Here is a 25232-nt window from a genome sequence, read left to right as displayed (position 1 = left end):
CTCATGACCGTCATCACCCGCTTCGCTCCGTCGCCAACCGGCAACCTTCATGTCGGCAATATCCGCGCCGCGCTCCACAACTGGCTTTGGGCGCGCAAAAGCGGCGGCAGGTTCCTCCTGCGCCTTGATGACACCGACCTTGAGCGCTCCCGCGCGGAATATGCCGACGCGATCCGGGCGGACCTGACATGGCTCGGCCTGAACTGGGATGGCGAGGAAAAGCAGTCCGACCGCTTCGCCCTGTATGAAAGCCGGTTCGAGCAGTTGAAGGCGTCGGGCCATGTCTACCCGGCCTATGAAACGCAGCAGGAACTGGAACTGCGCCGGAAGGTCCTGCTCGGCCGGGGCCTTCCGCCGGTCTATGACCGCGCCGCCCTGTCGCTGACTACCGATCAGATCGCCGCCCATGAAGCTGAAGGGCGCACACCCCATTGGCGCTTCAAGCTCGATCATGATCAGCCGATCCTCTGGACCGACCTTATCCGTGGCGAGCAGCGTTTTGACCCCAAGCTGCTGTCCGACCCCGTGATCCGCCGTGCCGATGGCAGCTGGCTCTATATGCTCCCATCCGTGATCGACGATGTGGACATGGGCGTAACCCATGTGCTGCGTGGCGAAGATCATGTCTCCAACACGGCGACGCAAATCCAGATGTTCGCAGCGCTGGGTGCGGTACTCCCCCTCTTCGCCCATGAGGCATTGCTGACCGGAAGCGAAGGCAAGCTGTCCAAGCGCTTGGGTTCGCTAGGCGTCGCCCATTTCCGCGAGATCGGGCTGGAGCCCATGGCTGTCTTGTCGCTGCTCGCCCGCCTTGGCACATCACTGCCGGTAGAGCCGTTCGCGAATGTCGAGCCGTTGGTCGAAAGCTTCGACTTCGCGCATTTTGGACGAGCGCCCGCCCGCTTCGACGAAGCGGAACTTGCCGCACTCAACCAGAAGATCGTCCATCTTCTACCCTATGGCGAAGTGTCCGGACGCCTGCCTGCCGGGATGGATGAAGCAGGCTGGAACGCCATCCGGCCGAACCTCGAAAATGTTGGGCAAGCCGCCGATTGGTGGCGCATCGTGACCGGCCCCATCGAAGCGCCCACTCCGGATGAGGATGATCGCGCCTTCCTCGAGACTGCCCGGGGGATGCTGCTGGAGTTGGACTTCAACGCGGACATCTGGCCCGCGCTCACCGGCGCGCTCAAGGAGCGTACAGGCCGCAAGGGCAAAATGCTGTTCCTGCCCCTACGCCGTGCCCTCACCGGGCTGGATCACGGCCCGGACATGGCTCAACTCTTGCCGCTGATCGGCAGAGACGAAGCACTACGTCGCCTGAGTTGAGCCGGACGACGCCCTGAGCAAATCAGGCGCGCAGACCTTCCAGCGCCTTGCCCACGGCCAATATGCCTTCGGGCGCGACAGCAAAGCCCATATGTGTGCAATCCACCTCGATGGCCCTGTCGCGCTCGCCGGGCCTGCCCTTTGCGCATTCCGGCACAATAACCCCGTCGCGCCGCGACCAGAGGGCAATGGTGGGGACCTGCGGCTTTACCTCCCGGTCGCAGGCAAAAGGGGGGCAATCGACAGGATGACCCGAAACCAATTGATATAGCCGCCAAGCATGATTGGCGCGGGGATCACCTGAAAAGGGCGTGCCCATGGTGATGACGCCAGCAACTTTCTCCTGCGCGACCTTGGCATATTCTCGTGCGAACAGCCCGCCCAGACTCCAGCCCACCAGGGTCACTGGTGCATCTGCCTCCCCGCGAATCCTCTCCACTCGCCGGTCGATTTGCTCCAGCGTGTCTGGCCGGGGACCCAGATTGCGTCCCATGTCCCAGCTGTGAGCGCTATATCCCGCAGCCTGAAGGATCGTGCGCATCATCTCCATCCGCTGCTCCGAAGCGAGCAGGCCGGGGATCAGCAGGATGTGGCGCCCATCGCCCTTTATCGCTCGCGACAAGGCACCGGCTCGGGCACGGCTGCGCGCCAGATCGATCGGCATGGAAGCGTTGCCCAGCAAATGCCGCAAGGAAGGCCGCACCGCATCGTTAGGATGCTGCGCTACGCGGCCCTTCCAAAAGCTGGTGATCGAATCGACATAAGGCGGCACGAGAAAACAGTCTCCAAGGCCCGAAGGCGAAAGATGACATTCTCATGACAAATGCGCCGCGCGTCCAATGGTTTCGCGCGGCCGTCTCAACGGCTGGTCGATTATGACAGGTGGATCAAGGCGCTAGGGGAGAGGTTTGGGTGACTGGCCCACCACTGACGCCGTGCAATTGGCGCGGCTCCAATATGGCTGCGGTTTCGATCAGGTCCAGCGCTCGCCGTGCTTCGATATAGCGGCGGGCGAACTGCATCCACCTGTCGGCGGCCGCCCTGCCGGGCATTTTCTCCACCTCGGTGAGAGCAGGACCTACCCGCCCCGCATCGATATAACGCAGCGCCCGTTCCATCGCAGCCTCCGGGCGCGGAGAGGGTGTGGATGTCCGCCTGATGGTGACGAGTTCGCGGGCCTCATGCTCCACAGACTCCCACCAGCTCGTTTGCGGCCCGGGCGTCGTCAATTGATCGGCGACGCCGGAAAGGCCGGCGCGCAGGTCGGCAATCGTGACCGGCTCGCGCGCCGCATTGATGATCGTCGCCACGGCTCGCGGCTGCGCCTGGCCAAAGCGCAACCTCAACTGCCCTTCGATATAGCCGAGAGGCATCCCGCTATCGAGCGCACGGCGCGCGGCGAAGGCGACCAGCAATCCCTCGGCGCGGGCTGCATTACCGGACGCTGCCTGAGCCTCCACGGTAATGCGATTGAGCCGATCTTCCAGCTGCACCACCCTTCCGTCCAGCATCTGGGCCGCGTCTGCGGACAGTGGGCGTAGCGCGACGCCGGGGCGCAAATAGGGGTCGGCGGTGGCGACCGACGGTTGCGCGCGATTATTCCAGCGGCCTTGAAAATAGAGCATCGTGCCGATGGCAAGCGCAACGCCGATCACAAAGGCAAGCAGCAGGGACGCGAAGATCGGCCAGGAACTCCGTTTGCGCGGAGGAACGGGCGCAATCGCCGTGACGCTTGTCGCGTCGCCTTCTTCGCTCATTGAGGACCTTTCTTCCATCTTGGCGGGATCATTCGCACAATCGTGTCGCGAGGGCCAGCATCCTCTCGTCATCGGGCCTGTCGGGCGCTCCGCCGCTGGCCCAGCCGGGTCCGCAGGCTGAAAGAGTAGCCCGGCTGATGGCGATGACATGGAGATCGCTTCGTCGCTCCCGGGCGATCAGTTCCGCAAGCCTGCTCCCCGCGCGGGGCGAATGAACCAGCAATATCGCTTCAGGCTCCAACTGAGGATCAAGCTGCGCCTGCGACCTCGCGCCAATCGTATAGACGGCCACCCGCTCGATACTCAGCTGCCCCGCCTCTATCGGTGCTAGGGTCGTGCCCCCCAAATGCAGCACCCGCCGGTGCCCGTCCGCAGCGATGCGTGCCGCGATGGCGCTGCCATCCTGATCGCCGCTGACGACATTCGCGAAACCATGTTCTGCCATCGCCTGGGCGGTAGCGCTCCCGACCGCATAGGCGGGCAGCGCCTGATAAGGAACAAGCTGCGATCCGCCGAGCCGCGCCGCCTGCGCACTGGTCATCAACAGTGCATCGAACCGCTCGGGGGGAGGGGCGTCCCAACTGACCGGCCGTGCCTCGAACAGCGGGCAAAGGCGGGGCTGGAGGCCCAGCTTCCTTGCCCGCGCGGCAGTCTCGCTCGCGCCCGGTTCGGGCCGCAGGATGATGACCGGCCTCACGCCTCGAACAGAGCGCGCAGCTCCGCGCTGGCACGATCGAGCAGGGAGTGGCCCAGCGCCTCCGCCGCGCTGAGATCGCCGCGCGCGATGACCCTTATGTCATCCACCCGCTCGCGCCCGTCAGCGCTCAATATCTCGGCTGCGAGGCGGATTTTCCCATTCTCCAGCCGCCCCAGAGCCGCGATGGGCGAATGGCACGTCCCGCCCAGTCCTTTGAGGACCGCTCGTTCGGCCATCACGCAATCAAACGTGTCGCTATCGTTGATCCCGGCCAGCAGCGCTTGGATTTGCGCATTGTCGCTCAATGTCTCAATGCCCACGGCGCCCTGCGATGGTGCTGGCAGCATGACGTCAAGCGGGATGCATGTCCCGACGTCCGGCTGCCCCAGCCGGTCGAGGCCCGCCGCTGCAAGCAATGTCGCATCGACTTCCCCTGCGGCAAGCTTCGCCAATCGCGTCGCGACATTCCCCCTGAACAGCACGACCTGCGCATCAGGCCGCAGCCGCTTGACCTGCGCCGCCCGCCGGGGGGAACTTGATCCCACCACCGGATTCTTGGGCAGGGCCGCAAAGCTTTCCGCGCCGACCAGCCGATCCCGGACATCGGCGCGTGGCAGCATGGCCGCAACCATGATTTCCACAGGCCGAATAGTCTCCACATCCTTCATGGAATGGACGGCAAAGTCGATCTGACCTTCCACCAGTGCCCGGTCCAGTTCCTTCGTCCACAGCGCCTTGCCCCCGATTTCGGCCAACGCCCGGTCCTGAATCCGGTCGCCGCTCGTCTGGACGATCACCGTCTCGATCGTGTCCGCTGCCCAGCCATGCCGGGTGCACAGCGCCTCGGCCGTCATACGCGCTTGCGCCAGCGCAAGGGGCGAACCTCGCGTGCCAAGGCGGAGCGGGCGATCAGGTGTGAAAGATTGCGATGTCATATGCCGCTTGCTCTAATATCCGTGGCCATTAGATGGAAGCAGCAATGACGATCATCCTCGGCCTGGAATCTAGCTGCGACGAAACTGCGGCAGCGTTGGTGACGGCTGATGGGAAGATACTCGCCCACCGTCTCGCCACGCAGGAGGAGGCGCACCGTCCCTATGGCGGCGTCGTACCCGAAATAGCCGCCCGCGCCCATGTCGAGGCATTGGCTCCCCTCATCGAAGCGGCACTTTCAGACGCGGAGTTAACACTTGAACAGGTTGACGTGATCGCCGCGACGGCAGGTCCCGGATTGATCGGCGGCGTGATGGTCGGGCTGGTGACTGGCAAGGCGCTCGCCCATGCCGTCAACAAGCCGTTGGTCGCCGTCAATCATCTCGAAGGCCATGCGCTTTCGCCCCGGCTTGCCGACCCGACGCTGCAATTCCCTTACCTCCTGTTGCTGGTTTCCGGCGGACATTGCCAGTTGCTCCATGTCCGTGGGCCGGGTGACTATGCCCGCCTTGCCACCACGATTGACGATGCCAGTGGGGAGGCGTTCGACAAGACCGCCAAGCTGCTTGGCCTCGGCTACCCGGGAGGTCCGGCAGTCGAGCGGGCTGCGGCAAGCGGCAATCCCAAGGCCGTTCCCCTGCCGCGTCCGCTCGTCGGCACGGCCGAGCCGCATTTCTCCTTTGCCGGTCTCAAGAGCGCGGTGATGCGCGCCGCGCAATCGGGACAATATTCGACCGAAGACATTGCCGCGAGCTTTCAGCAGGCAGTGATAGATTGCCTCGTCGATCGGACTGAAAAGCAGCTTGCCGCGCTGGACGGGATAACCGCTCTGGTCGTCGCGGGTGGCGTTGCCGCCAACCAGTCGATCCGCGCGGGGCTTCAGGCACTCGCCGCGCGGCATGATCTGCCTTTTGTCGCGCCACCGCTTTGGCTTTGCACGGATAATGCCGCAATGATCGCCTGGGCAGGGGCTGAACGTTATGCAGCCGGTCTCGTTGACGATCTTACCGTTCCAGCCCGGCCGCGCTGGCCGTTGGATCCGGATGCCGAAAAAGCGCGCGGGGCAGGAGTGAAGGCATGAAGGCGGGTGTCATAGGAGCGGGCGCCTGGGGCACGGCCCTTGCGCAAACCCTTTCGTCGCAAGGCGAGGATGTTCGCTTGTGGGCGCTTGAATCGGACGTCGTCAGTGCCATCAATCAGGATCATCTCAATCCCCTTTATCTTCCCGGGATTCCCCTTAATCCAGCCGTGCAGGCGACGGAGGACATGGCGGACATGGCTGACCGGGAACTGCTGTTGATCGTCAGCCCGGCCCAGCACCTGCGCGCTGTCGTGGCGGGACTCCCTGCCGGTATCCCACTCATCCTGTGTTCGAAGGGGATCGAAGCTGGTTCCGGCCTGCTCATGTCGGAAGTCGCCAAGCAGGCCCAGCCCAGTTCGCCGATCGGCGTTTTGTCAGGTCCAACCTTCGCTCATGAGGTCGCGCGGGGGCTTCCCACCGCCGTCACCTTGGCTTGCGATGATGCACAGCTTGCCGGGCGTATTGCGGCGCGCGTCGCCCGCCCTGCCTTTCGCCCCTACCTGTCCGACGACATCGTAGGCGCGGAGATTGGCGGGGCCGTCAAGAATGTGCTCGCCATCGCTTGCGGCGTTGCAGACGGAGCGGGCCTCGGCCTGAACGCTCGCGCATCGCTCATCAGCCGAGGCTTTGCCGAAATGACGCGTTTTGGACTCGCGCGCGGCGCCCGCGCCGAAACGCTCTCGGGCTTGTCAGGTTTGGGTGATCTGGTTCTCACCTGTTCCTCGACCAACTCGCGCAATTTCTCGCTCGGCAAGGGACTGGGCGAAGGCCGATCGGCTGCCGAACTGCTCGCCAATCGCCGCACCGTTGCCGAAGGCGCCTTTACTGCGCCCGTGCTGCGCGAGGCTGCACGCGCGGCCTCTGTCGAAATGCCGGTGGTGGAAGCTGTCTGTGCCCTGCTGGAAGACGCGGCCCCTCTGGGCGAAGTCATCGACGCGCTGCTCGCGCGTCCGCTGCGTCCCGAATAATCCGTCGCCCTTCGATCATTTATTGTTTACCGTTCGGCAACAGAGAATATGACGCGACAGGGGGATCCACTTTCTTTGCCGACTGAGCAGGCTTCCTCCGCGCAACAGGATGACATCGCGGCGCTTGCCAGAGGTGGCCGGACGAACATTTTCGGCTTTCTTCTGCGCCTGGCTGCTCGCCTCCCTTTCCTTTTCATCGCTGGCCGCTGGTATGGTGCCGATGCGCTTGGCCGTTTCGCCTATGCCGTCCTCGTTGTCGAATTCATCGCGCAACTGGCGACGCTGGGGCTGAAGCGCGGTCTTGCTGGAGCGCTGGCTCAAACCGAACGCTCGCACAGCCATGTCGTCACGGACGCGATGCTGGTGACGCTGATCGCCGCCTCGATCGGCAGCTGCATATTGGTTGTCTTCCCGCAAGCGATGTTCCCCAACAGCGGGATCAATGGCCTTGACCGCTTGCTGGCGCTCATCGTGATAGCCGTTGCAGGGTCAGACGTTGCGCTCGCCGCCTGTGCATATCGTTTTGACATAGGGGCCACTGTTCGTGCCCGGTCCATCATAGAACCCTGGGCTATCAGCATCGGCGCTTTCGCTTTTGCTTTTTATTCCACACGCGATGGCCTGATCCTCTCTTACGTCGTTTCCATGATCGCGGCGTTTGTCGCCTCTATCATCCCCATGACCCGCCACTATGGCATACCCTATGGATGGCGCCCCGACTTCGGCAGGCTTTGGCGTCTCGCGCGCCGCAACTTGCCGCTAGCCGCTGCCGATGGCGTGGAATGGGGATCGCGCCGCCTCGACCTCGCCATTCTGGGCCTGTTCGTCAGTCCCGCGATCGTCGGCGTCTACTATGTGGCGCAGCAGGTTGCCTCATTGCCGCAAAAGCTGAAAACCAGCTTCGATCCCATTCTGGGGCCGGTCATTACCCGCAACCTTGCCGAGGGCAATCTTGCCGCCATTGCGAGGCAGGTCAGTCAGGTGGGCTTCTGGATCATCGCTGCGCAGGCCGGTATCGCCCTTGCGCTTGGCATACCCGGCGAGGCGGTGATGGGGCTAGTCGGGCCGCATTTCGTTGGGGGCACCGGAGCGCTCGCCTTTCTCCTGCTGGCGGAGGTCGTCGCGGCCACTGCCGTGGTCAGCGAATCCGCGCTGGTATATATCGCTCGCCACCGCAACCTGATGATTTCGCTCTTCATGATCGGATTGCAGGCCGCGCTCAGTTTCGGTCTCATATTGCTGGCGCGCCGATTTGATCTGTCTCCGATGGCGATAGCAGCGGCACCGGCTCTCGCGCTCACCATCGCGCTGGGGGTTGGCGCGCTGGTGAAGTCGCGCCTTTTGTCTCATCTGCTGAAGGCCAAAGTAAATGCGTGGCGCTGGCCATTGCTCAGCGCATGTGGCGCTGCCTGCATTGTGGGAGCGGCCTTCGTCGCTCTGCCGCCAGCACTGGAATGGATCGAACTTGTTTTCGGAGTGGGGACGATTCTGGCCGTCTACGGCTTTGTCATTTGGCGCTGGGGGTTCGGCCCCGATGACCGGGCCTTGTTCCGGCGCCAGAAAGCCGCCTGACCTAAGCAGAGCTTCGGTCAGGCTTGAATTTTGCCGTTCGATCCGAGCGAGCGCGTTGCTTCCTTATCGCCCGAGCTTCGCCCGGATCAGCTTCAAATCCTGTTCCGGCCGCGCGCCCCAATGGGAAATCACTTCGGCTGCGGCTGCTGCGCCCAGTTCGAGGCAATGATGCACGTCCAGTTCCTCGATATGACCGGCAAGGAACCCTGCGGCGAACAGGTCGCCCGCGCCCGTGGTGTCGATCACCTGTGCAACCGGGGCTGCGGGCACTTCATAACGAACGCCGTCCACAACAGCGATCGCGCCCTTTTCGCTTCGCGTCGATATCAGCACTGGCACGCGTCCGGCGAACGACGCGACGGCTTTGTCAAAGTCGTCGATCTGCGCCAGCGACTGAATTTCATGCTCGTTGGAAAAGAGAATGTCGATCAGCCCCTGATCGATGAGTTGCACGAAATCATCCCGATGCCGCTCAATGACGAAGCCATCGGACAGCGTGAAGGCCACCTTGCGGCCCGCCCCTTTCGCGGCATCGATGGCGGCGCGCATGGCAGCGCGCGGCTGTTCAGGATCCCACAGATAGCCTTCCAGATAGAGGATCGATGCTGAACGGATCAGATCGAGGTCGAGGGCCGATTCGGGCAGAAACTGCGATGCGCCCAGGAATGTGTTCATCGTGCGTTGAGCGTCGGGCGTCACCAGGATCAGGCAGCGCGCGGTGGGGACCTCGCCCCCCACCGCTGGCGTGTCATAGCGGATACCAAGGGCGCGCACATCATGGGTGAACACCTCGCCCAACTGGTCGTCGCACACCTGCCCGATGAAGGCGCAGCGCTTGCCCAGTGCCGCAAGGCCAGCCAGCGTGTTCGCCGCTGATCCCCCGCTGACCTCTTTGCCCGCGCCCATATCGGCATAGAGCGCCTCGGCCGTCTCCGCATCGATCAGCTGCATCCCGCCCTTGGTCAGCGCATGTTCGGCAAGGAACGCGTCATCGCTAGGGGCAAGTACGTCGACAATGGCATTGCCGATCGCGACAACATCTAGCGAGGGAGCAGCAGCAGCGGTCACGCGATATCCTTACTCAATGGCTCAAAATCGCGCCGTGTCTATCGAGCCGCGCTGCTGCGTGCAACGTTGCAGATTGACCATGCGTGCAGAGCGCGGAATAGCGTGCCCATGGTGATCGCCGCCGCCCTTCGTGCCTTTCCCGTCATCTTCCATCGGGCTGCTCTGCGCCTCTTGGCCAAGACGATCATGCTGACGCTGCTGATTTTCGCGCTGGCCGGATTGGGTCTTTGGACAGCAGTCCACGCAATGCGCGCATATTTCGGCTGGAGTGGTGGCGGCCTAGCGGAAGCAGCCGTAACGGCTATGAGCCTCGCCGCGCTTGCATGGCTGCTCTTCCGGACCATCGCCATGGCAGTCATGAACCTGTTCGCCGACGACATCGTGGCTGCGGTCGAACGGGACAGCTATCCCGCCGCCGCAGCCGTCGCGCGGCCCTTGGGCTTCGCGCCCAGCTTGCGGCTTGCCCTCGCTTCGGCCGCGCGAACGGCGGGCTGGAATTTGCTGGCGCTGCCGGTCTACCTCCTTCTTCTGGTCACTGGCGTCGGCACGGTCCTGCTCTTCCTGGTGCTTAACGCCTATCTGCTGGGTCGCGATCTCAGCGATATGGTGGAGCAGAGGCATCCGGGGCTTTTGCCGATCCCCCGCCTCGGCCGGTGGCTCATGGGCCTCGTCTCGGCGCTTATGTTCCTCATTCCCTTCATCAACTTGCTTGCGCCCGTTTGGAGCGCGGCTATGGCGGTGCACATGCTGCACGGCGTCCGGAACAAGTCACGATGAAAGCTTCCCAACATATCCTTTCGGTCTTGCTTGCGTTGCCATTGGCGGCTTGCGGCGGCTCGATTGTGCCGCCTGCGCCGATGCGCCCATCGCCAGCTGGTCCGCCCGCCAGCGCCTTCATGAAATCGGGTCCGCTCATGGGAATGGACGCGCGCCACCTCGTCCAGCAATTCGGTACGCCTCGGCTTGATATCCGGGAAAGCACCATGCGTAAGCTCCAGTTCGCTAACGGACGCTGCGTTTTGGACGCCTATCTTTACGCACCGGCTCGCGGTAAGGAGCCTGTCGTCACCCATGTCGATGCCCGCACCCCCGCCGGCATCGATATCGATCCGGGCGCCTGCGCTTCAGCGCTGGGGCGGTAGGTCACGACGCAGACAGCCGCTCCACGGCCCACGCCGCCGCTTCCGCCACTACGGGATCGTCATCGCTCAGCAATGGGTGCAATCGCGCCAAAAGGCTGGGGTTCCCGCTATTCCCTGCCGCTATCGCCGCGTTGCGGACCATCCGGTTGCGCCCGATCCGCTTGATCGGCGACCCTGAGAAAACCTCCCGAAACCCCGCATCATCCAAAGCCAGCAGGTCGCCAATTTCAGGCGCAGCCAGTTCGGCACGTCCGATAAACGCCCGGTTTGCCGCAGCCGCATCAGCGAACTTGTTCCACGGACACGCCGCCAGGCAATCGTCGCAGCCGTAGATGCGATTGCCAATCTTCTCGCGAAACTCGGGCGGGATCGGCCCCTTATGTTCGATGGTAAGGTAAGAGATGCACCGCCGCGCATCCACGACATAGGGAGCGGGAAAAGCATCAGTGGGGCAGGCCGACTGGCAGGCCGTGCAACTGCCGCAATGATCCACTTCGGGCTGGTCGGGTTCCAAGGCCAGTTCGCTATAGATCGCGCCCAGGAACAGCCAGCTGCCATGCGCCCGGCTGACCAGATTGCTGTGCTTCCCCTGCCAGCCCAGACCTGCGGCCATCGCCAGCGGCTTTTCCATCACCGGCGCGGTGTCCACGAAGACCTTAAGGGCGCTCGCCTGCTCCTCGACCAGCCAGCGAGCAAGGCTCTTCAGTCCCTTTTTCACGACGTCATGATAGTCGCGCCCCTGTGCGTAGACGGATACGCGTCCACGATCGCTTTCCTCCGCCAGGGCCAGCGGATCGCGGCCCGGAGCATAGCTCATCCCCAGCATAATGACGCTGCGCACGTCGGGCCACAGCGCGCTGGGTGAGCCGCGCTGTTCGGCGCGCTCCTCCATCCACAGCATCTCGCCATGGCACCCATCATCCAGCCATTTGCGCAGCCGTCGCCCAGCCTCGGGCGCGGCGTCCGCGCGCGCGATCGCACATGCGGCAAAGCCCAGCCGCTGCGCCTGCGCCTTCAGGCGCTGTTCCAAGGTTTCGGTTTGCGTTGGCATGCTGTGCGACTATCAGGAGTGGATGATCCGTAACAATCCGGCTCCCCCTTCGGCCTATGCCGTCGAAGGCCATGCTCTTGTCAAGACATTCGGTAAATTCCGGGCAGTCGATGGCATCGACCTCGCCGTTCCCACCGGCTCCATTTACGGCATTCTCGGCCCTAACGGAGCGGGCAAGACGACCTTGCTCCGTACGCTGCTCGGCATCATCGATCCTGACGAGGGTTCTCGCCGACTGCTGGGGGATGATGTTCCGCTGCGTCAGGCGCGGGCCATCGGCTATCTGCCCGAGGAGCGGGGCCTTTATCCCTCGATGAAGGCGGCGGAAGCGATCGCGTTCATGGGCGCCCTGCGCGGGCTGCCGCTGAAAACAGGGCGTCAGCGGGCACGCGAAATGCTGGCCGAACATGGCATGGGCAGTTCGATCGACAAGCCGATCCGTCAATTGTCCAAGGGCATGGCGCAGACTGTTCAGCTGTTCGGCACGATTGTCCACGAACCTCGGCTGATAGTTCTCGACGAACCTTTCTCCGGACTTGACGCCATCAACCAGGGCAAGTTGGAGCTATTGATCCGCGATCAGGCGCGGCGGGGCGTCACTATCCTCTTTTCCACCCATGTCATCGCGCATGCCGAACGCCTCTGTGAACGCATCGCCATCGTCGCAGGCGGCCGCATCAGGTTCGAAGGATCCGTGGGTGAGGCGCGGGACAAGCTGCGCCCTCAGGTTCGCCTGCGGACCCGCGCGAGCGATGGTAACTGGCGCCGTGCCTTGCCTGCTGAAACGCTCGCGGCCGATGGCGCATGGCATTTTGATCTGCCGGATGAGGGGATCGAACCACTGCTCCGGGCTTTGCTCGACGGGCAGGCGGGCATCGAAAGTCTCTCGATCGAACGACCCGGCCTGCATGACGCGTTCGTCTCCATAGCGGGTGCCGCCGCTGTCCAGCAGATGCAGGATGCGGAAGAGGAGGTCGCCTGATGAGCGAAGTCCTTCGCGCGGCCCTGGTTATCGCCCGCCGCGATTTTTCCGCCGTGATCTTCTCAAAGACCTTCATCCTGTTCCTGCTCGGCCCCTTGTTCCCGGTCGTGATCGGCATGGCGTTTGGCGGTCTGGGTGAAAAGATCACGACCGAAAGCCTGCGCCCCACCGTCGGCATCGCCATGGCGAGGGAGGATGCGGTGCGCATGGAACGTGCCCATGACATTCTTGCTGCCCGCTTGGGGGCGGACAACCTCCCTCGCCTGCAACGCGCACCCAAGGGAGTGCCGCGCGCGTTGCTCATGCGACCCGACGCCCGCTTCATCGCCATCGTGTCGGGTACGATCACCCATCCTGTGCTCACCGGCAAAGCCGACGATCTCGCCATGCTGGAAGGCGATATCAGCCTGCTGGCTAGCGCGGCCGTCGCTGGCGAACAGCTCCCCCATGTACGGATCGAGAAGCAGCTTGTTACGGCCAGCGCGGGCGCCGAGGCGCAATCGCGACTGTTGACCGGTCGGGCGGCGCAGGTCTTGATATTCCTGCTCACCATGCTTCTCGCGGGCATGGTTCTTTCCAACCTGGTGGAGGAAAAAACCAACAAGGTGATCGAAATCCTCGCCGCCGCCGTCCCGATCGACTCCGTTTTTCTGGGCAAGCTGATCGCCATGCTGGGGATGAGCTTCGTCGGCATCGGCTTCTGGGGGGCGGGGGTCGTGCTGGGCGTCCGGATTTTCGCGGGGCCGGACATCGCCCCGCCTACCCCTGCCGTCGGATGGCCCATGTTCCTGCTGCTTGGCGGCGTCTATTTCACCATGGCCTATGCCTTGCTGGGCTCGTTATTCCTGGGCATCGGTGCGCAGGCCGCAACCGTGCGGGAGGTGCAGACGCTCAACATGCCGGTCACCATGGCGCAGATGGGCGTCTTCTTTTTCGCGACCTATGCGGTTGATCATATGGGCTCCGCCCCAGAGATTGGCGCGATCATCTTCCCCTTCTCCTCGCCATTCGCGATGATCGCGCGGGCGGCTCAGGACGCAGCGCTATGGCCCCATATTCTTGCGATCGTCTGGCAGGCCATTTGGGTTGCCGCCATTATCCGTCTGGGCGTCTGGCTGTTCCGTCGGCATGTGCTTAAATCAGGCCATGGCAGCAGCCGGAAATTGTTCAGGCGGCGCTCAGCCCCGGTTGGATAGGTAGACGGGATGACACGGCGGGATCTTCTCAAAAGTGGCGCCTGTGCGGTAGCTGCTCTCGCCTTCTGGCGATTGGGAATGGAAGAGGCTGCCGCCGCTTATCCCTTTACCCTCACCGATGCTGAATGGCGCAAGCGCCTGAGCCCGCTTGCCTATAATGTGCTGCGCAAGCAGGCCACCGAACATCCCTTCACCAGTCCGTTGAACAAGGAACATCGCGCGGGCACCTTCAAATGCGCGGGTTGCGACCAGGCACTGTTCAGTTCGAAGACCAAATTCGACAGCGGCACAGGCTGGCCGAGCTTCTGGGCGCCCTTGCCCCGTGCCACGGGCACATCGCGAGACATGTCCCTGCTTTATCCCAGGATCGAGGTTCATTGCGCCAGATGCGGTGGCCACCTGGGTCATGTTTTCGACGATGGACCGCCGCCCACCGGGAAACGCTATTGCATGAACGGAGTGGCGCTCAGTTTTTCGGCGGCATGATCCTGTAGACACGCAAGGACGTCATCCCATGAAGCCTGACTAGCTTCAACCAGTCGGGATGTCCGCCCTTGTCCAAAATCATTGCCAGGCTGCCCGGATGCTCCTGAGCATAATGTCTGAACTCATTTAGGCTGGGACAGGTCACCAGATAGTCTGGTCCCTTGCCACTATTCAAAGCCGTCAGAATAGCCCGCGCCTTTGTTGGCGGCGCGGTAAAGCCCTCGACCACCGCCGTGATTCCGGCCGCATTCCGGTGATGCGCCGTGCCGATGACATCGTGGCGGGTGCGGATCAAAATGTCGGGGCCTATATCCAAGGGCGCAAACAGCGTCGATCGGGGCAACTGCCGCAATGGTTCTAACGCCACGGCAGTCCGGCATTCACCCGCAGGCGTGGGCGATTTCTCATCGTTCTCCGCGCCCGCCGTCGCCGCGATCCAGAGCGCGCACAAGGCCGCTGGTGTGAGCAAGGCGACCGCTGAGGACGCGAACACCCTCGGGATCGTCGCAGTTTTCTGCTGCGCCCGGCGGAATAGCCTCAACATCAACCAGGCCACCCCCGGCAACGCCAGTACATGGGCGACCGACATCGCCCGCATCACCAGCATGGCCACCAGCGTCGCCCCGGTCAGAAGAAGCGCCACAGCCAGCCAGCGGTCGCGCGCCTTGGCCGTATCGGCAATTCGCGCCGCCATGATCGACCCGGCCAGTCCCGCGAGCGGAGGCAGCAGAATGAGCCCCATCATCGATCGGCCCTGTTCCCAGATCGGACGGCCTTCCATGACATGCAAATACCAGAGTTTATAGGCGACGGGTCCCAGCGACTGGAAAGGATCGCCGGTCAGGCAAGACTTGCCAGTGATGATGAACAGCGCAGCGGCGGCCAATGCACCGGTTCCTGCGGCGGCGAACCGCCCAGTCGCGGAAACGGGGGCGGCGATGCGGAAGACAATCGGCGTTACGATCGCGAAGGCGATCAATGGCCAGATATAGGCCGCTGAAAGGGCATCGCATTGCGCGTGCGCCAGCTGCGCCATGCCGCGCAGGACAGCCAGCAGCAGCAGCGCTGCACTGCCCAAGGTCAGCGCATAGGCTACAAAGCGGGGCGTCTCATCTCGATCTCGCCACTGCCGCAACGCCAATACAGCCGCGAACAGGGCGGCGTAGGGCAGTCCTTCGCTAGAAATCTGTAGCCACACGGCCATGGCAGCGCCTGCGACCACGCCGCCGCGTGCAGGCCGCGTATCCATTGCACCAGCAAGAGCGATCGTCGCCATCAGGATCTGCCAGCCATGGTGATCGATCCGCAGCGGCCCGAATTGCACAAGGATGGTCGGCGTCGTCAGCATAAGCACCGGCGCAAGCATCGCCGCCGGTTTGCCAGCAATACGAACGACGGCGACATGGAGTGCCCATGCCAACGCACCCAACGACAGCAGTGGAACTGTCGAGCAGGCGATTACTTCGGCCAGGTGGCCGCCCAGCACCGGTCGCAACAGCAGGATTATCGCCGCGATCGGCATGTCGACGATGCGCGACCAATGCATGGGGCCGCCAAAGGGCGGGTTCACCCGATGCTGACTGACATCCAGAAAGGCTTGGCCGCCGAGCCAGTCGCGCACTTGCTGAAGGCGCATTGCATCATCCGGATCACGAAAGCCCAAAATGTCTAGCTGGTCGCGGGCCAGCCACAACAGAATGATGGAACAGCAAATCCAGGCAAGGATGAGCCAGCGGGCATTGGGGGTGGTTGTCCCCCCAATGTCTCGGGTGAACTCCGTGCGGATCTTAGTGAGCGGCGAAGACGCCATATTTCCGGATCGCATATACAGATAGAAAACTTGCTGGGATGGCGAACAGCTTCGAAAGCGCCGGAGCCATTCCGGCGGCTCCCAAAACGCTGATAAGGCCGGATGTCACGGCGATGCCTACCACGGCGCTGACCGCAAAGCCTAGACGCTGCCGGTTCGTCGGGCCGACAGCCGAAGGAAAAACGAAACGGACGCTGATCAGCCAGTGTAACAGCAGGCCCGATGCATAGCCGATGGCTCCCGCTATCGTAGGCGGCACATCGAACCGCAGCAGCGTCAGGAACAGCAGCATGTCGCCGCAAAGCGCGCAAAGGCTGGCCAGCAAATAGCGGACTATGGTGAAGCGGACGGTGAAAGCGCTGCTCAGATGGCCAAGGTTCATCAATGCCATGACTGCCGGTTTACGCGGCCTTCAGGCGGCCGGGCACCCGTCGCACGCTCCCCAGCGCCGCATTCTGCCCCATGGCTTCTTCGCCTTCCTCACCAGCTTCATGATATTCGGCATCCTCGTTGACCGCCCAGATGTCGAACTGCCGTTCGTCAGCTTCGATGTTCCGCACCGTCAGCATGGCGGTCATCATGGCATGATCCTGATTATTATAGCGGTGCATGCCGTTGCGGCCCACCAGATGCAGCGTCGGGTAGAGCTGCTCCAGTTCCGTCCGCATCTTCAGCACATTGGCGGCATAATCATCGTCATAGACCGGGTAGGCCTTCTCCTGACGGACAACCGCTCCTCCGACCACATCGGCAGGATCGCACAGTCCCAGGATCGCCATTTCGCGCTTGGCAAGCTCGACCAGAGCATCGTCATTCGATGACCACAGGCCGTCGCCCTCGAAGCAGAAATATTCAAGGCCGACGCAGGCGAGCGACGGATCGGGCACCATTTCCGGAGACCAGCTGCGGAAATTCTGGATGCGGCCGACCTGAACCTTCGAATCATGGATATAAATCCAGTTGTCGGGAAACAGGTCTTCCGACTTGATCATCAGCGCCACGGTCAGGAAGTCGCGATACTTAAGCTCCATCGCATTGCCGAGCGTCGCGGGCAAAGGATGAATGCGTCCCGCCAGCTCACGCATAGGCGCGGAGCTGATCACATGACGCGCCTTCAGCAGCACCTCGCCCTCGGGACCCTGCGCGACCATGTGCCATTGGCCGGAGCCCTGGTCGTGCGACAGCTGCTTGAGGCTATGCGCCATCAGCACTTTGTTGCCGCCCTTGACGACGAAGTCCCGCGCGGCTTCCCACATCATGCCGGGGCCAAGCCGTGGATAGCGAAAGCTTTCCAGCAAGGTCTTGGTCGCCATGCCGTCATTGGGCCGCTTGTTAAGACCCAGCGAGCGCTTCAGCCCATCCTTTACCGCGCCCCAGAGCGACAGGCCCTTGATCCGCTGCGCCGCCCAATCAGCCGACATTTCGTTGCAGGGCATGCCCCAGACCTTTTCGGTATAGGTCTTGAAGAAGATGGAGAATAGCTTGTGACCGAAGGCATTCACCGTCCAGTCCTGAAAGGATCGGACATTGCGGTTCGGCCGCAGCCTGGCCTTCGCGAAACTCGCCATGCATAACGTCGATCGCCACACGCCAAGGTTCCACAACGCCTCAAAGGCACGCAGCGGATAGCTGTAGAATTTGCCCTCATAATAGATGCGGCTCATCCGGGGACGCTGGATGAAATCATTGGGCAAAATCTCGTTCCAGAGATCGACCACCTCTTTCGACTTGGAAAAGAAGCGGTGGCCGCCAATGTCGAAGCGGAATCCGTTCAGTTCAACGGTACGGCTGATCCCGCCGACATAGCGGGGGTCCTTTTCGATAACGGTGACCGAATAGCCCTTTTTGGTGAGCAAATAGGCCGCAGTCAGGCCTGCCGGACCCGCGCCAATGATGGCGACATCCACATTCTGGTCGATTTCCGGCATGCAATGCCCCCCGATAGGCTAACTTCTATCATCGGAATTGGCGGAAATCATCTAAGGAATGGTTAACGATCAGGTAAGCATGGCGGGGCAGGTGGACCGCCCCGCCAGCCTGTCTTAGTGGCGAAAATGCCGCATGCCAGTGAACACCATGGCGAGGCCCGCTTCATCCGCCGCCGCGATGACTTCCTCGTCGCGGATCGATCCGCCCGGCTGGATCACCGCCGTCGCGCCTGCTTCGACCGCCGTCAGCAGACCGTCGGCGAAGGGGAAGAAGGCGTCGGAGGCCACCGCAGAGCCGATGGTGCGGGCTTCGCCCCAGCCTGCTTTTTCAGCGGCGTCCTTCGCCTTCCACGCGGCGATGCGCGCGGATTCGAGACGGTTCATCTGTCCCGCGCCGATGCCAGCGGTGCTGTTGTCCTTGGCATAGACGATGGCGTTCGACTTCACATGCTTGGCGACGGTCCAGGCGAACAGGCAATCGGCAAGTTCCTGTTCCGTCGGCGCACGCTTGGTCACGACCTTCAGTTGATCGCGGGAGACGCGGCCATTGTCGCGGCTCTGCACCAGCATGCCGCCAGCGATGCTCTTCATCATCAGGCCAGTGCGCGCCGGGTCGGGGAGTTCGCCGGTCAACAGCAGCCGGAGGTTCTTCTTCTTCGCGAAGATCGCCTTGGCTTCTTCGTTAGCGTCGGGCGCGGCGACGACTTCGGTGAAGATGCCGCTGATCGCTTCGGCGGTCGGGCCGTCGAGCGGACGGTTGACGGCGATGATGCCGCCAAAGGCAGACACGCTGTCACAGGCGAGGGCGGCTTCATAGGCTTCGATCAGCGTATCGCCGGTGGCGACCCCGCAAGGATTGGCATGCTTGACGATCACGACGGTCGGCGGGCCGTCGCGGAACTCGCTGACCAGCTCCAGCGCGGCGTCGGCGTCATTGTAATTATTGTAGCTCAGTTCCTTGCCCTGGATCTGCTTGGCCTGGGCAATGCCGTTGGCGGAAGGACCGACCGGGAGATAGAGCGCGGCCGACTGGTGCGGGTTCTCACCATAGCGCAGGGTCGCGCCCAGCTTGCTCGACACCGCCAGCGTTTCGGGGAAATCGACGCCCTGATCGGCAAAGGCGAACCAGCTGGCGATCATCGAATCATAGGCGGCGGTGGCGGCATAGGCCTTGGCCGCCAGCATGCGGCGGAAATCGTAGCTGGTCGCGCCGCCCTTTTCTTCCATCTCCGCGATCAGGCGGGCATAGTCGGCCGGATCGGTGACGATGGCGACGCTCTCATGATTTTTCGCGGCGGAGCGGACCATCGAGGGGCCACCAATATCGATATTCTCGATGATCTCCTCGCGCTCGGCACCCTTCGCGACCGTGGCGGCAAAGGGGTAGAGGTTGACGACGACAAGGTCGATGGCGCCGATCTCATGTTCGTTCATCGAGGCGACATGGTCGGCATTGTTACGGACAGCGAGCAGGCCGCCATGAACCTTGGGATGCAGGGTCTTGACCCGGCCGTCCATCATTTCCGGAAAGCCGGTGAGGTCGGAAATATCCTTCACGTCCAGCCCGGCATCGCGCAGCGCCTTGGCCGTGCCGCCTGTGGACACCAGTTCGACGCCATGTTTGCCCAGCGCCTGGCCCAGTTCGATGAGGCCGGACTTGTCCGACACGGAAAGAAGGGCGCGTTTGATGGTGACGTCTGACATGATGCTTCCTGCTGTTCGGGTTGCCGCTCAGGCTTGCCGCAGGCCTCTAGTCCTGCCGGGCCGATGCGGCAAGGATAGGATTGGGGGTAAGGGGCCTTAGCTCATCCGCTTGAAGAGCCAGCCGATGGTCGACCCGCCGGGCAGTGCTTCGGCGGTGATGACAAGCTGGCGGGTCTCATGCGGGCGGCCCTCTCCATCCACCCAGAGGCTTTCCTCGATGGCGAGCTTGCCGGCATTGGCGCGGAACTGCCAGATAGGCCCCATCTCGATGCGCAACAACGCGCCCATGCCGTCCGCCGTGGCGGTGGGTTCCACTCCGGGCGCGAGGTGGAAGCGTAACTCGGCGGGCAGCTTTACCGGCCGACGGCGGCGCGCGGCGGGCGTCAGCATGTCTTCGCCCCGGATTTCGCGGCCATCGATGCTGACGAGCAGCAGGCGCCGATGGACATAGCCCATGCGTCGCACATAGCCGTCATGGCTGATCTCTATCCGGCTACCGCTTTCCTGCTCCTGCCGGTGAAATTCGACTTCGGTCACGCCGCGTCCCAGAGTGCCGTCGGGGAGCAGGGCGGTGGAATTGCTGTTGTTCAGCACCAGCGTGCTGTGCGCCGCCGTGGTGCGCAGGCCCTGTGCGAGGCCGCCGGGCATCCATGCGCCCTCAAGCGCCGCGCCGCCGCAATTGACGATCAGCCGCTGCGGCCCGTCACTGATCTCGATCGCGGTGGTGGAGGCGCATCCCGCCTCGGCCAGGCGAGCGACCGGGGGCGGCGCGGCATCGATCTGGACGATGGTCGTGCCCGCGACAAGCCGCTGATAGCCCCAGTCGCTCGCCTGCCGCAGCGGACGCGCCCGCACGCGGCTCGCCCGGATCACGTCTTCTATGATGGCGGGGTCGATCGCGCCCGTGCCCTGCCAACTGCCAAGCCCGCCATCGCCATGGGTGAGGCCCAGCAGCGCGGGAACCATTCGCCCCTGCGCTTCGGCGAGGAAAGGCGGCACCTGTTCGCGGCGAACATCGTAGACGGCCCGAACCATCGCCAGCAGCATGATGGCGTCCAGTTGGTCCAGCGGCGAGCGCGAGACAATGCCGCCATCGCCATGAACCGTGTTTTCGATGGCGCGCTTGAGACCCGCTTCACCGAAAATCTTCCGGGCAGCGCCGCCCGGCAGCAGCATCGAAGCCGCGACGATTCCGCCCCAAGCCACCAGACGCGGCAGGCCAAGGGGTGCCTTGTCCGCGCCGCGATCCAGATGTCGGGCCGTGCGGGCGATGCAGTTCAGTACCAGCGAGCGATAGACCAGATCGCTGGATGACAGGATAAGCGGCGCGTGGGCCGACCAGAAGAGCAGCCGCCAACCGGCATTGTCGGCACGCCACGCTGGCTCGCTTGGCGTTTCGGCATGCACGTCCAGCCATTTGCGCAGCACGGCTTCGGCAATGGGCGCGCCCTGTTCCCGCGTCGCCGCCGATGACAGGTCGCGCAGCCATGCAAAGCTGTGCAGATAGTCGGCGAAGGCGGGGATGACGGTCAAACGATCGAAATCCAGCGTGTTGACCGGCTGCTTCAACCCACGAAACTGGAAGTAACCGGCGCGGATCGCCTGACCAGCCTTGCCATCGCCCGCAATTTCGTCATCGGGCACAGCGAGTAATTTGAGCGGATATTTCCCCTTGAGCCGCCGTCCGTGGATCGGCGTTTTCCAGCTCATCAGGTAAAAGCGGTTGGCGACCCGTTGAGCCAGCGACAGGCCCTTGTCATCCGCGACGCGGATGAGGCGCTTGCCCTGTTCGATTCCGTTTTCGGCTGGTTCTGATTCCGCCGTATCCGCAAGCGATGGGCTGGGGATGCGCCGCCTGTCGCTCACCCGCCCTTGAGCTTCCGGATATTGTCGGCATAGGCCGAAGGTCCGCCACGGAAGGTTGCGGTGCCAGCGACCAGCACGTCTGCGCCCGCTTCGATCGCGCGCGGGGCAGTGGTGAAATCGATGCCGCCATCGACCTGCAGGCGAATGTCGCGCCCGCTCTTGTCGATCATCTTGCGGATCGCCTCGATCTTGCGCAGCTGGTTTTCGATGAAGCTTTGCCCCCCAAAGCCGGGATTGACGCTCATCACCAGGATCAGGTCGACATCATCGATCAGGTAATCGAGCATCTTGGCCGGGGTGCCGGGGTTCAGCACCACGCCCGCCTGCACGCCCAGCGACTTGATATACTGGATGGAGCGGTGAATGTGCGGCCCGGCTTCGGGATGAACGGTTAGGATATCGGCGCCTGCCTGAGCGAAGGCGTCGAGATATTGGTCCACCGGAGAAATCATCAGATGTACGTCGAAGGGCTTTTTACTGTGGGGACGCAGCGCCTTCACCACGGCGGGGCCGATCGTGATGTTCGGGACGAAATGGCCGTCCATCACATCGATATGGATCCAATCGCAACCCGCCTCGTCAATCGCGCGCACCTCCTCGCCCAGGCGGGCGAAGTCGGCGGAGAGGATGGAGGGCGAGATAAGGATCGGGCTGGTCATCAACAGTCGGCTCTAGCCGCGCCTTGGGTCAAGGGCAACGCCGCATTTGAACCTTATCCACAGGCTTTTTCGGCGCTGGCGGCCGCCGGATCAGGGGAGGATGAAAATGGTCGGATCAAGGCCGCGCGAAGCCGCCGAGCCGCGCGGCAGAAACTGCTTCACACCGTGCAGCGCGACGACATGCGCGCCCTCCAATATCGGGGCGGCGATGAGGCGCATGGTACACTCGCCGCCGTCGAGTGGCCGGATATCGATATCGATGGTAAAGCCCCGGCGATGGCGTATGGCATAGGCGCGCAGTTGTTCCATCGCCTCGCGAGAGTCCGGTCGGTAAAGCGACACGGCGAGCGAACGTGGCACCGCCGTGCCACGCTCTACCCCGAACAGATCATAGACGCCGCTGGTCCAGGACAGGCCATTATCGCTGAGGTCGCAATGCCACAGGCCGATGCCACGCTCCGCCAGCGCCTGATCATCGCGCGCAGTGTATTCGTCGAGCGACACTGAGGCGAGGTGCTCATGCAGATCGTACAATGGCCAGCTATGGTGCAGGGCAAGAGGCTCGGTCGGGCGCAAGCGGGGCCTTTCTGACGTTGCTCTGATCTTAATTCACCGATCTTAATTCATTGTGACGCGCGAGCAAGGCGGGCAATGAAAAAGCCGTCCGTTCCGCCCCGCTCCGCCAATGTTTCCGGCAGGGTGCGTAGCCAGCCTTCCGGATGAGCCGCCATGCCCTGCGGCAATTCGGCTCCGCTGGCATTCTGGATGCTGAAATCGGGGCGGGCGTGGAGAAATGCTTTCACCTGATCTTCACCCTCCGCCTGTTCAAGCGAACAGGTGGCGTAGATCAGAGTGCCGCCGGGCTTAAGCCATTGGGCCGCCCGGTTGAGCAGCTCCGCCTGCAACTCGGCAAGTTCGGCGATCTGGCGCGGGCCGATGCGATGCAGCACGTCGGGATGGCGGCGATAGATGCCGGTGGCAGTGCAGGGGGCGTCGAGCAGGATGGCGTCCGCTGGGGTGGCGGGCTCCCACTGGCGCAGGTCGGCCTGAACGATCGTGGCGGAAAGGCCCGTGCGTGACAGGTTTTCGCTCAGCCGTTCCAGCCGCTTCTTCGACTGGTCGATGGCCGTCACCTGCCATCCTGCGGCGGCGAGCTGCATCGTCTTGCCACCGGGTGCCGCGCAAAGGTCCAGCACCGTGCGGCCCTTGCCCTGGCCAAAAAGGCGTGCGGGGCAGGAGGCAGCGAGATCCTGCACCCACCAAGCGCCCTCCGTGAAGCCGGGAAGTTCCGTCACCGATCCGTGATCGGGCAAGCGGACATGGCCGGGCGCGAAACTTTCGCCGCCAAGCTTCTCGATCCAGCTGGCGGTCTCTGCCGGGTCGCGCAGGGTGACATCGACCGGCGGGCGCACGGCATAGGCGCGCGCGGCGGCGGCGGTCATGCCGCTGCCCCACTGGCTTTCCCAGCGCGCCACGACTTCGTCCGGCAATTTGGGTGGATCGGGAAGGGTGGGTGTAGCGCGCGTGACCGTGCCGAAGACGCCATGGACCAGCTTGCGCGGGCCGCCATCGACCAGGGGCAGCGCGGTTGCAATGGCGGCATGGGGCGCGGTGCCGAGCGCCAGCACCTGAATAAGGGCGATGCGCAGGACCATGCGGGCCTTGGCATCGGAGGGCAGCGGCTGGCGGGTAGCGCCATCGATCAGCGCATCGAGATCGGGCAGGTGGCGCAGCGTCTCGGCTGCGATAGCATGAGCGAGCGCCCGGTCGGGAGCGGGCAGGCCCTGCGCAGCACCATGCAGCGCCAGCTCCAGCGGATCGCCCCGGCGCAGGACGGCGTCGAGCAGGCGCAAGGCGGCGCGACGGGCGGGGAGGCCGGGAATATCTGTAGGTTGGGAAGGTTTCGCCATCGCCTGCGCCTAGGCCAATTGGCGGGAAAAGTAATCACCGTTCGGCACCCCGCCACAACATTCGTCATCCCAGCTTCCGCTGGGATGACGGTAGAAGGCGGATCTCAGTTCCGTCCCAACGGATCAAGCGCGCTCGACCGTCGACGCGCTGACGCTGCCATCGGGCTCAACGCCGAGGCCCGCGCCGCGGTAGCCATCGGCACGCCCATATCCCCCGCCATTTCCTCCAGCGCCGCGATGCGCTTTTCGGTCGCGGGGTGGGTGGAGAAGAGTTCGCTCACATGCACGGGGACGATGTAGAGCTGGGCGGCGGCGGGATTGCGCTCGGCCACATGGTTCGGGATCATCTCGGCCTTACCGGAAATCTTGGCGAGCGCGGATGCGAGTGCGCGGGGATTGCCGCTGATCTGCGCTCCGGCGGCGTCGGCGCCATATTCGCGCGTGCGGCTGATCGCCATCTGCACGATCATCGCGGCAAAGGGCGCAACGATCACCGCCATCAGCGTGGCGAGGATGTTGCCATGACCATTCTCCTGATTGCCGCCACGGAAGAAGAGGCCGAAATTGGCGAGCATCGAAATGGCGCCCGCGATCGTCGCGACCATGGTCATGATCAGCGTATCGCGATTCTTCACATGGGCCAGTTCATGCGCCATCACGCCCGCCAGCTCGTCACGGCTGAGCATCGAGAGAAGGCCAGTCGTCGCGGCGACGGCGGCATGTTCGGGATTGCGGCCAGTGGCAAAGGCGTTGGGATGCGGCTGGTCGATCAGATAGACGCGCGGCATGGGAAGACCCGCCCGCTGGGCAAGGTCGCGCACAAGCCCGTAATATTCGGGCGCACTCTGGGCATCCACTTCTTGGGCGTTGTGCATCGACAGCACGATCTTGTCGGCGTTCCAGAAGGTGAACAGGTTCATGCCCGCCGCCACGACCAGCGCGATCATCGCCCCGCCGCTGCCGCCCAGCGTATAGCCCAGCGCCATGAACAGCGCCGTCATCGCCGACAACAGCATCACCGTCTTCAAACCGCTCACTTGTCTTCCACTCCTTTGCAGCCCAGATAGCGGACCATGCATGAATATGGGGTTGC

General features: G+C 63.4%; 24 protein-coding genes. 9 read left to right on the top strand and 15 right to left on the bottom strand.

Annotation, left to right across the window (positions count from 1 at the left end):
* Nucleotides 1-3: 3 nt before the first annotated feature.
* Complete coding sequence (gene gltX, locus ACZ5YV_RS11120) at nt 4-1329, top strand: glutamate--tRNA ligase (RefSeq protein WP_464787672.1); 1326 nt, start codon at nt 4-6, stop codon at nt 1327-1329.
* Between the two features lie 22 nt (nt 1330-1351).
* On the opposite strand, the gene ACZ5YV_RS11115 is transcribed toward gltX, so the two are convergent.
* The 4 genes from ACZ5YV_RS11115 to hemC form a co-directional block, all read right to left on the bottom strand.
* Nucleotides 1352-2101, bottom strand: a complete 750-nt coding sequence (locus ACZ5YV_RS11115; protein WP_464787671.1) for an esterase/lipase family protein — start codon at nt 2099-2101, stop codon at nt 1352-1354.
* Between the two features lie 115 nt (nt 2102-2216).
* Complete coding sequence (locus ACZ5YV_RS11110) at nt 2217-3104, bottom strand: hypothetical protein (protein WP_464787670.1); 888 nt, start codon at nt 3102-3104, stop codon at nt 2217-2219.
* 10 nt (nt 3105-3114) lie between these two features.
* A complete protein-coding gene (locus ACZ5YV_RS11105) occupies nt 3115-3783 on the bottom strand; it encodes a uroporphyrinogen-III synthase (protein ID WP_464787669.1) in 669 nt (222 codons plus the stop codon).
* Nucleotides 3780-4718 carry a hydroxymethylbilane synthase gene (hemC, locus tag ACZ5YV_RS11100; RefSeq protein ID WP_464787668.1) on the bottom strand — a complete coding sequence of 313 codons (939 nt, stop codon included), beginning with the start codon at nt 4716-4718 and terminating at the stop codon, nt 3780-3782. The genes ACZ5YV_RS11105 and hemC overlap by 4 nt, the downstream gene beginning before the upstream one ends.
* A gap of 44 nt (nt 4719-4762) precedes the next feature.
* Here hemC and tsaD point away from each other — a divergent pair, with 44 nt between their 5' ends.
* Genes tsaD through ACZ5YV_RS11085 form a run of 3 tightly spaced genes read left to right on the top strand, consistent with a single transcriptional unit; the run spans nt 4763 to nt 8337 of the window.
* On the top strand, nt 4763-5797 hold the full coding sequence (tsaD, locus tag ACZ5YV_RS11095) for a tRNA (adenosine(37)-N6)-threonylcarbamoyltransferase complex transferase subunit TsaD (protein ID WP_464787667.1): 1035 nt from the start codon (nt 4763-4765) through the stop codon (nt 5795-5797).
* Entirely contained in the window at nt 5794-6765 is a 972-nt protein-coding gene (locus ACZ5YV_RS11090; RefSeq protein WP_464787666.1) for an NAD(P)H-dependent glycerol-3-phosphate dehydrogenase, read from the top strand. Before tsaD ends, ACZ5YV_RS11090 begins: the two co-directional genes overlap by 4 nt.
* A 48-nt stretch (nt 6766-6813) precedes the next feature.
* Nucleotides 6814-8337 carry a lipopolysaccharide biosynthesis protein gene (locus tag ACZ5YV_RS11085; protein ID WP_464787665.1) on the top strand — a complete coding sequence of 508 codons (1524 nt, stop codon included), beginning with the start codon at nt 6814-6816 and terminating at the stop codon, nt 8335-8337.
* A gap of 63 nt (nt 8338-8400) precedes the next feature.
* Here the strand turns inward: ACZ5YV_RS11085 and ACZ5YV_RS11080 are convergent, their stop codons facing one another.
* Nucleotides 8401-9405, bottom strand: coding sequence for an adenosine kinase (locus tag ACZ5YV_RS11080; RefSeq protein WP_464787664.1), 1005 nt, complete (start codon nt 9403-9405; stop codon nt 8401-8403).
* Between the two features lie 108 nt (nt 9406-9513).
* Here ACZ5YV_RS11080 and ACZ5YV_RS11075 point away from each other — a divergent pair, with 108 nt between their 5' ends.
* Both ACZ5YV_RS11075 and ACZ5YV_RS11070 read left to right on the top strand, forming a co-directional pair.
* The gene (locus ACZ5YV_RS11075) at nt 9514-10182 is read left to right on the top strand and encodes an EI24 domain-containing protein (RefSeq protein ID WP_464787663.1); all 669 of its coding nucleotides are present in this window, start codon (nt 9514-9516) and stop codon (nt 10180-10182) included.
* The gene (locus ACZ5YV_RS11070) at nt 10179-10547 is read left to right on the top strand and encodes a hypothetical protein (protein WP_464787662.1); all 369 of its coding nucleotides are present in this window, start codon (nt 10179-10181) and stop codon (nt 10545-10547) included. The genes ACZ5YV_RS11075 and ACZ5YV_RS11070 overlap by 4 nt, the downstream gene beginning before the upstream one ends.
* Before the next feature lies 1 nt (nt 10548).
* On the opposite strand, the gene queG is transcribed toward ACZ5YV_RS11070, so the two are convergent.
* Nucleotides 10549-11598, bottom strand: coding sequence for a tRNA epoxyqueuosine(34) reductase QueG (gene queG / locus ACZ5YV_RS11065; RefSeq protein WP_464787661.1), 1050 nt, complete (start codon nt 11596-11598; stop codon nt 10549-10551).
* A 22-nt stretch (nt 11599-11620) separates the two neighbouring features.
* Between queG and ACZ5YV_RS11060 the strand changes: the two genes are divergently transcribed.
* From ACZ5YV_RS11060 to msrB, 3 genes are read left to right on the top strand one after another with little or no spacing between them, the layout of a single operon-like run.
* The gene (locus tag ACZ5YV_RS11060; RefSeq protein ID WP_464787660.1) at nt 11621-12580 is read left to right on the top strand and encodes an ABC transporter ATP-binding protein; all 960 of its coding nucleotides are present in this window, start codon (nt 11621-11623) and stop codon (nt 12578-12580) included.
* Nucleotides 12580-13776, top strand: a complete 1197-nt coding sequence (locus tag ACZ5YV_RS11055; RefSeq protein WP_464787659.1) for an ABC transporter permease — start codon at nt 12580-12582, stop codon at nt 13774-13776. Before ACZ5YV_RS11060 ends, ACZ5YV_RS11055 begins: the two co-directional genes overlap by 1 nt.
* A gap of 9 nt (nt 13777-13785) precedes the next feature.
* Nucleotides 13786-14262 (top strand): peptide-methionine (R)-S-oxide reductase MsrB, encoded by a 477-nt coding sequence (gene msrB, locus ACZ5YV_RS11050; protein ID WP_449474420.1) that lies wholly within the window; start codon nt 13786-13788, stop codon nt 14260-14262.
* On the opposite strand, the gene ACZ5YV_RS11045 is transcribed toward msrB, so the two are convergent.
* The 9 genes from ACZ5YV_RS11045 to htpX all read right to left on the bottom strand — a co-directional run bounded on the left by ACZ5YV_RS11045 (nt 14243) and on the right by htpX (nt 25218).
* Nucleotides 14243-16087 carry a hypothetical protein gene (locus ACZ5YV_RS11045; RefSeq protein ID WP_464787658.1) on the bottom strand — a complete coding sequence of 615 codons (1845 nt, stop codon included), beginning with the start codon at nt 16085-16087 and terminating at the stop codon, nt 14243-14245. The genes msrB and ACZ5YV_RS11045 overlap by 20 nt on opposite strands.
* On the bottom strand, nt 16050-16463 hold the full coding sequence (locus ACZ5YV_RS11040; RefSeq protein WP_464787657.1) for a GtrA family protein: 414 nt from the start codon (nt 16461-16463) through the stop codon (nt 16050-16052). The genes ACZ5YV_RS11045 and ACZ5YV_RS11040 overlap by 38 nt, the downstream gene beginning before the upstream one ends.
* 10 nt (nt 16464-16473) lie before the next feature.
* On the bottom strand, nt 16474-18000 hold the full coding sequence (locus ACZ5YV_RS11035; RefSeq protein WP_464787656.1) for an NAD(P)/FAD-dependent oxidoreductase: 1527 nt from the start codon (nt 17998-18000) through the stop codon (nt 16474-16476).
* 114 nt (nt 18001-18114) lie between these two features.
* Nucleotides 18115-19704, bottom strand: coding sequence for a bifunctional phosphoribosylaminoimidazolecarboxamide formyltransferase/IMP cyclohydrolase (purH, locus tag ACZ5YV_RS11030; RefSeq protein WP_464787655.1), 1590 nt, complete (start codon nt 19702-19704; stop codon nt 18115-18117).
* Between the two features lie 96 nt (nt 19705-19800).
* The gene (locus tag ACZ5YV_RS11025) at nt 19801-21570 is read right to left on the bottom strand and encodes a heparinase II/III family protein (protein ID WP_464787654.1); all 1770 of its coding nucleotides are present in this window, start codon (nt 21568-21570) and stop codon (nt 19801-19803) included.
* Nucleotides 21567-22229, bottom strand: coding sequence for a ribulose-phosphate 3-epimerase (gene rpe, locus ACZ5YV_RS11020; RefSeq protein ID WP_464787653.1), 663 nt, complete (start codon nt 22227-22229; stop codon nt 21567-21569). Before rpe ends, ACZ5YV_RS11025 begins: the two co-directional genes overlap by 4 nt.
* Before the next feature lie 90 nt (nt 22230-22319).
* A complete protein-coding gene (locus tag ACZ5YV_RS11015) occupies nt 22320-22805 on the bottom strand; it encodes a diguanylate cyclase (protein WP_464787652.1) in 486 nt (161 codons plus the stop codon).
* Nucleotides 22806-22852: 47 nt separating this feature from the next.
* Nucleotides 22853-24139: an RsmB/NOP family class I SAM-dependent RNA methyltransferase gene (locus tag ACZ5YV_RS11010; protein WP_464787651.1), complete on the bottom strand. Its 1287-nt coding sequence runs from the start codon at nt 24137-24139 to the stop codon at nt 22853-22855.
* A 104-nt stretch (nt 24140-24243) separates the two neighbouring features.
* Nucleotides 24244-25218 carry a zinc metalloprotease HtpX gene (gene htpX, locus ACZ5YV_RS11005; protein ID WP_464789207.1) on the bottom strand — a complete coding sequence of 325 codons (975 nt, stop codon included), beginning with the start codon at nt 25216-25218 and terminating at the stop codon, nt 24244-24246.
* Nucleotides 25219-25232 lie beyond the last annotated feature (14 nt).

The organism is Sphingobium sp. TomTYG46 (assembly GCF_055396345.1).
This window is presented reverse-complemented; position numbering and strand designations above follow the sequence as displayed.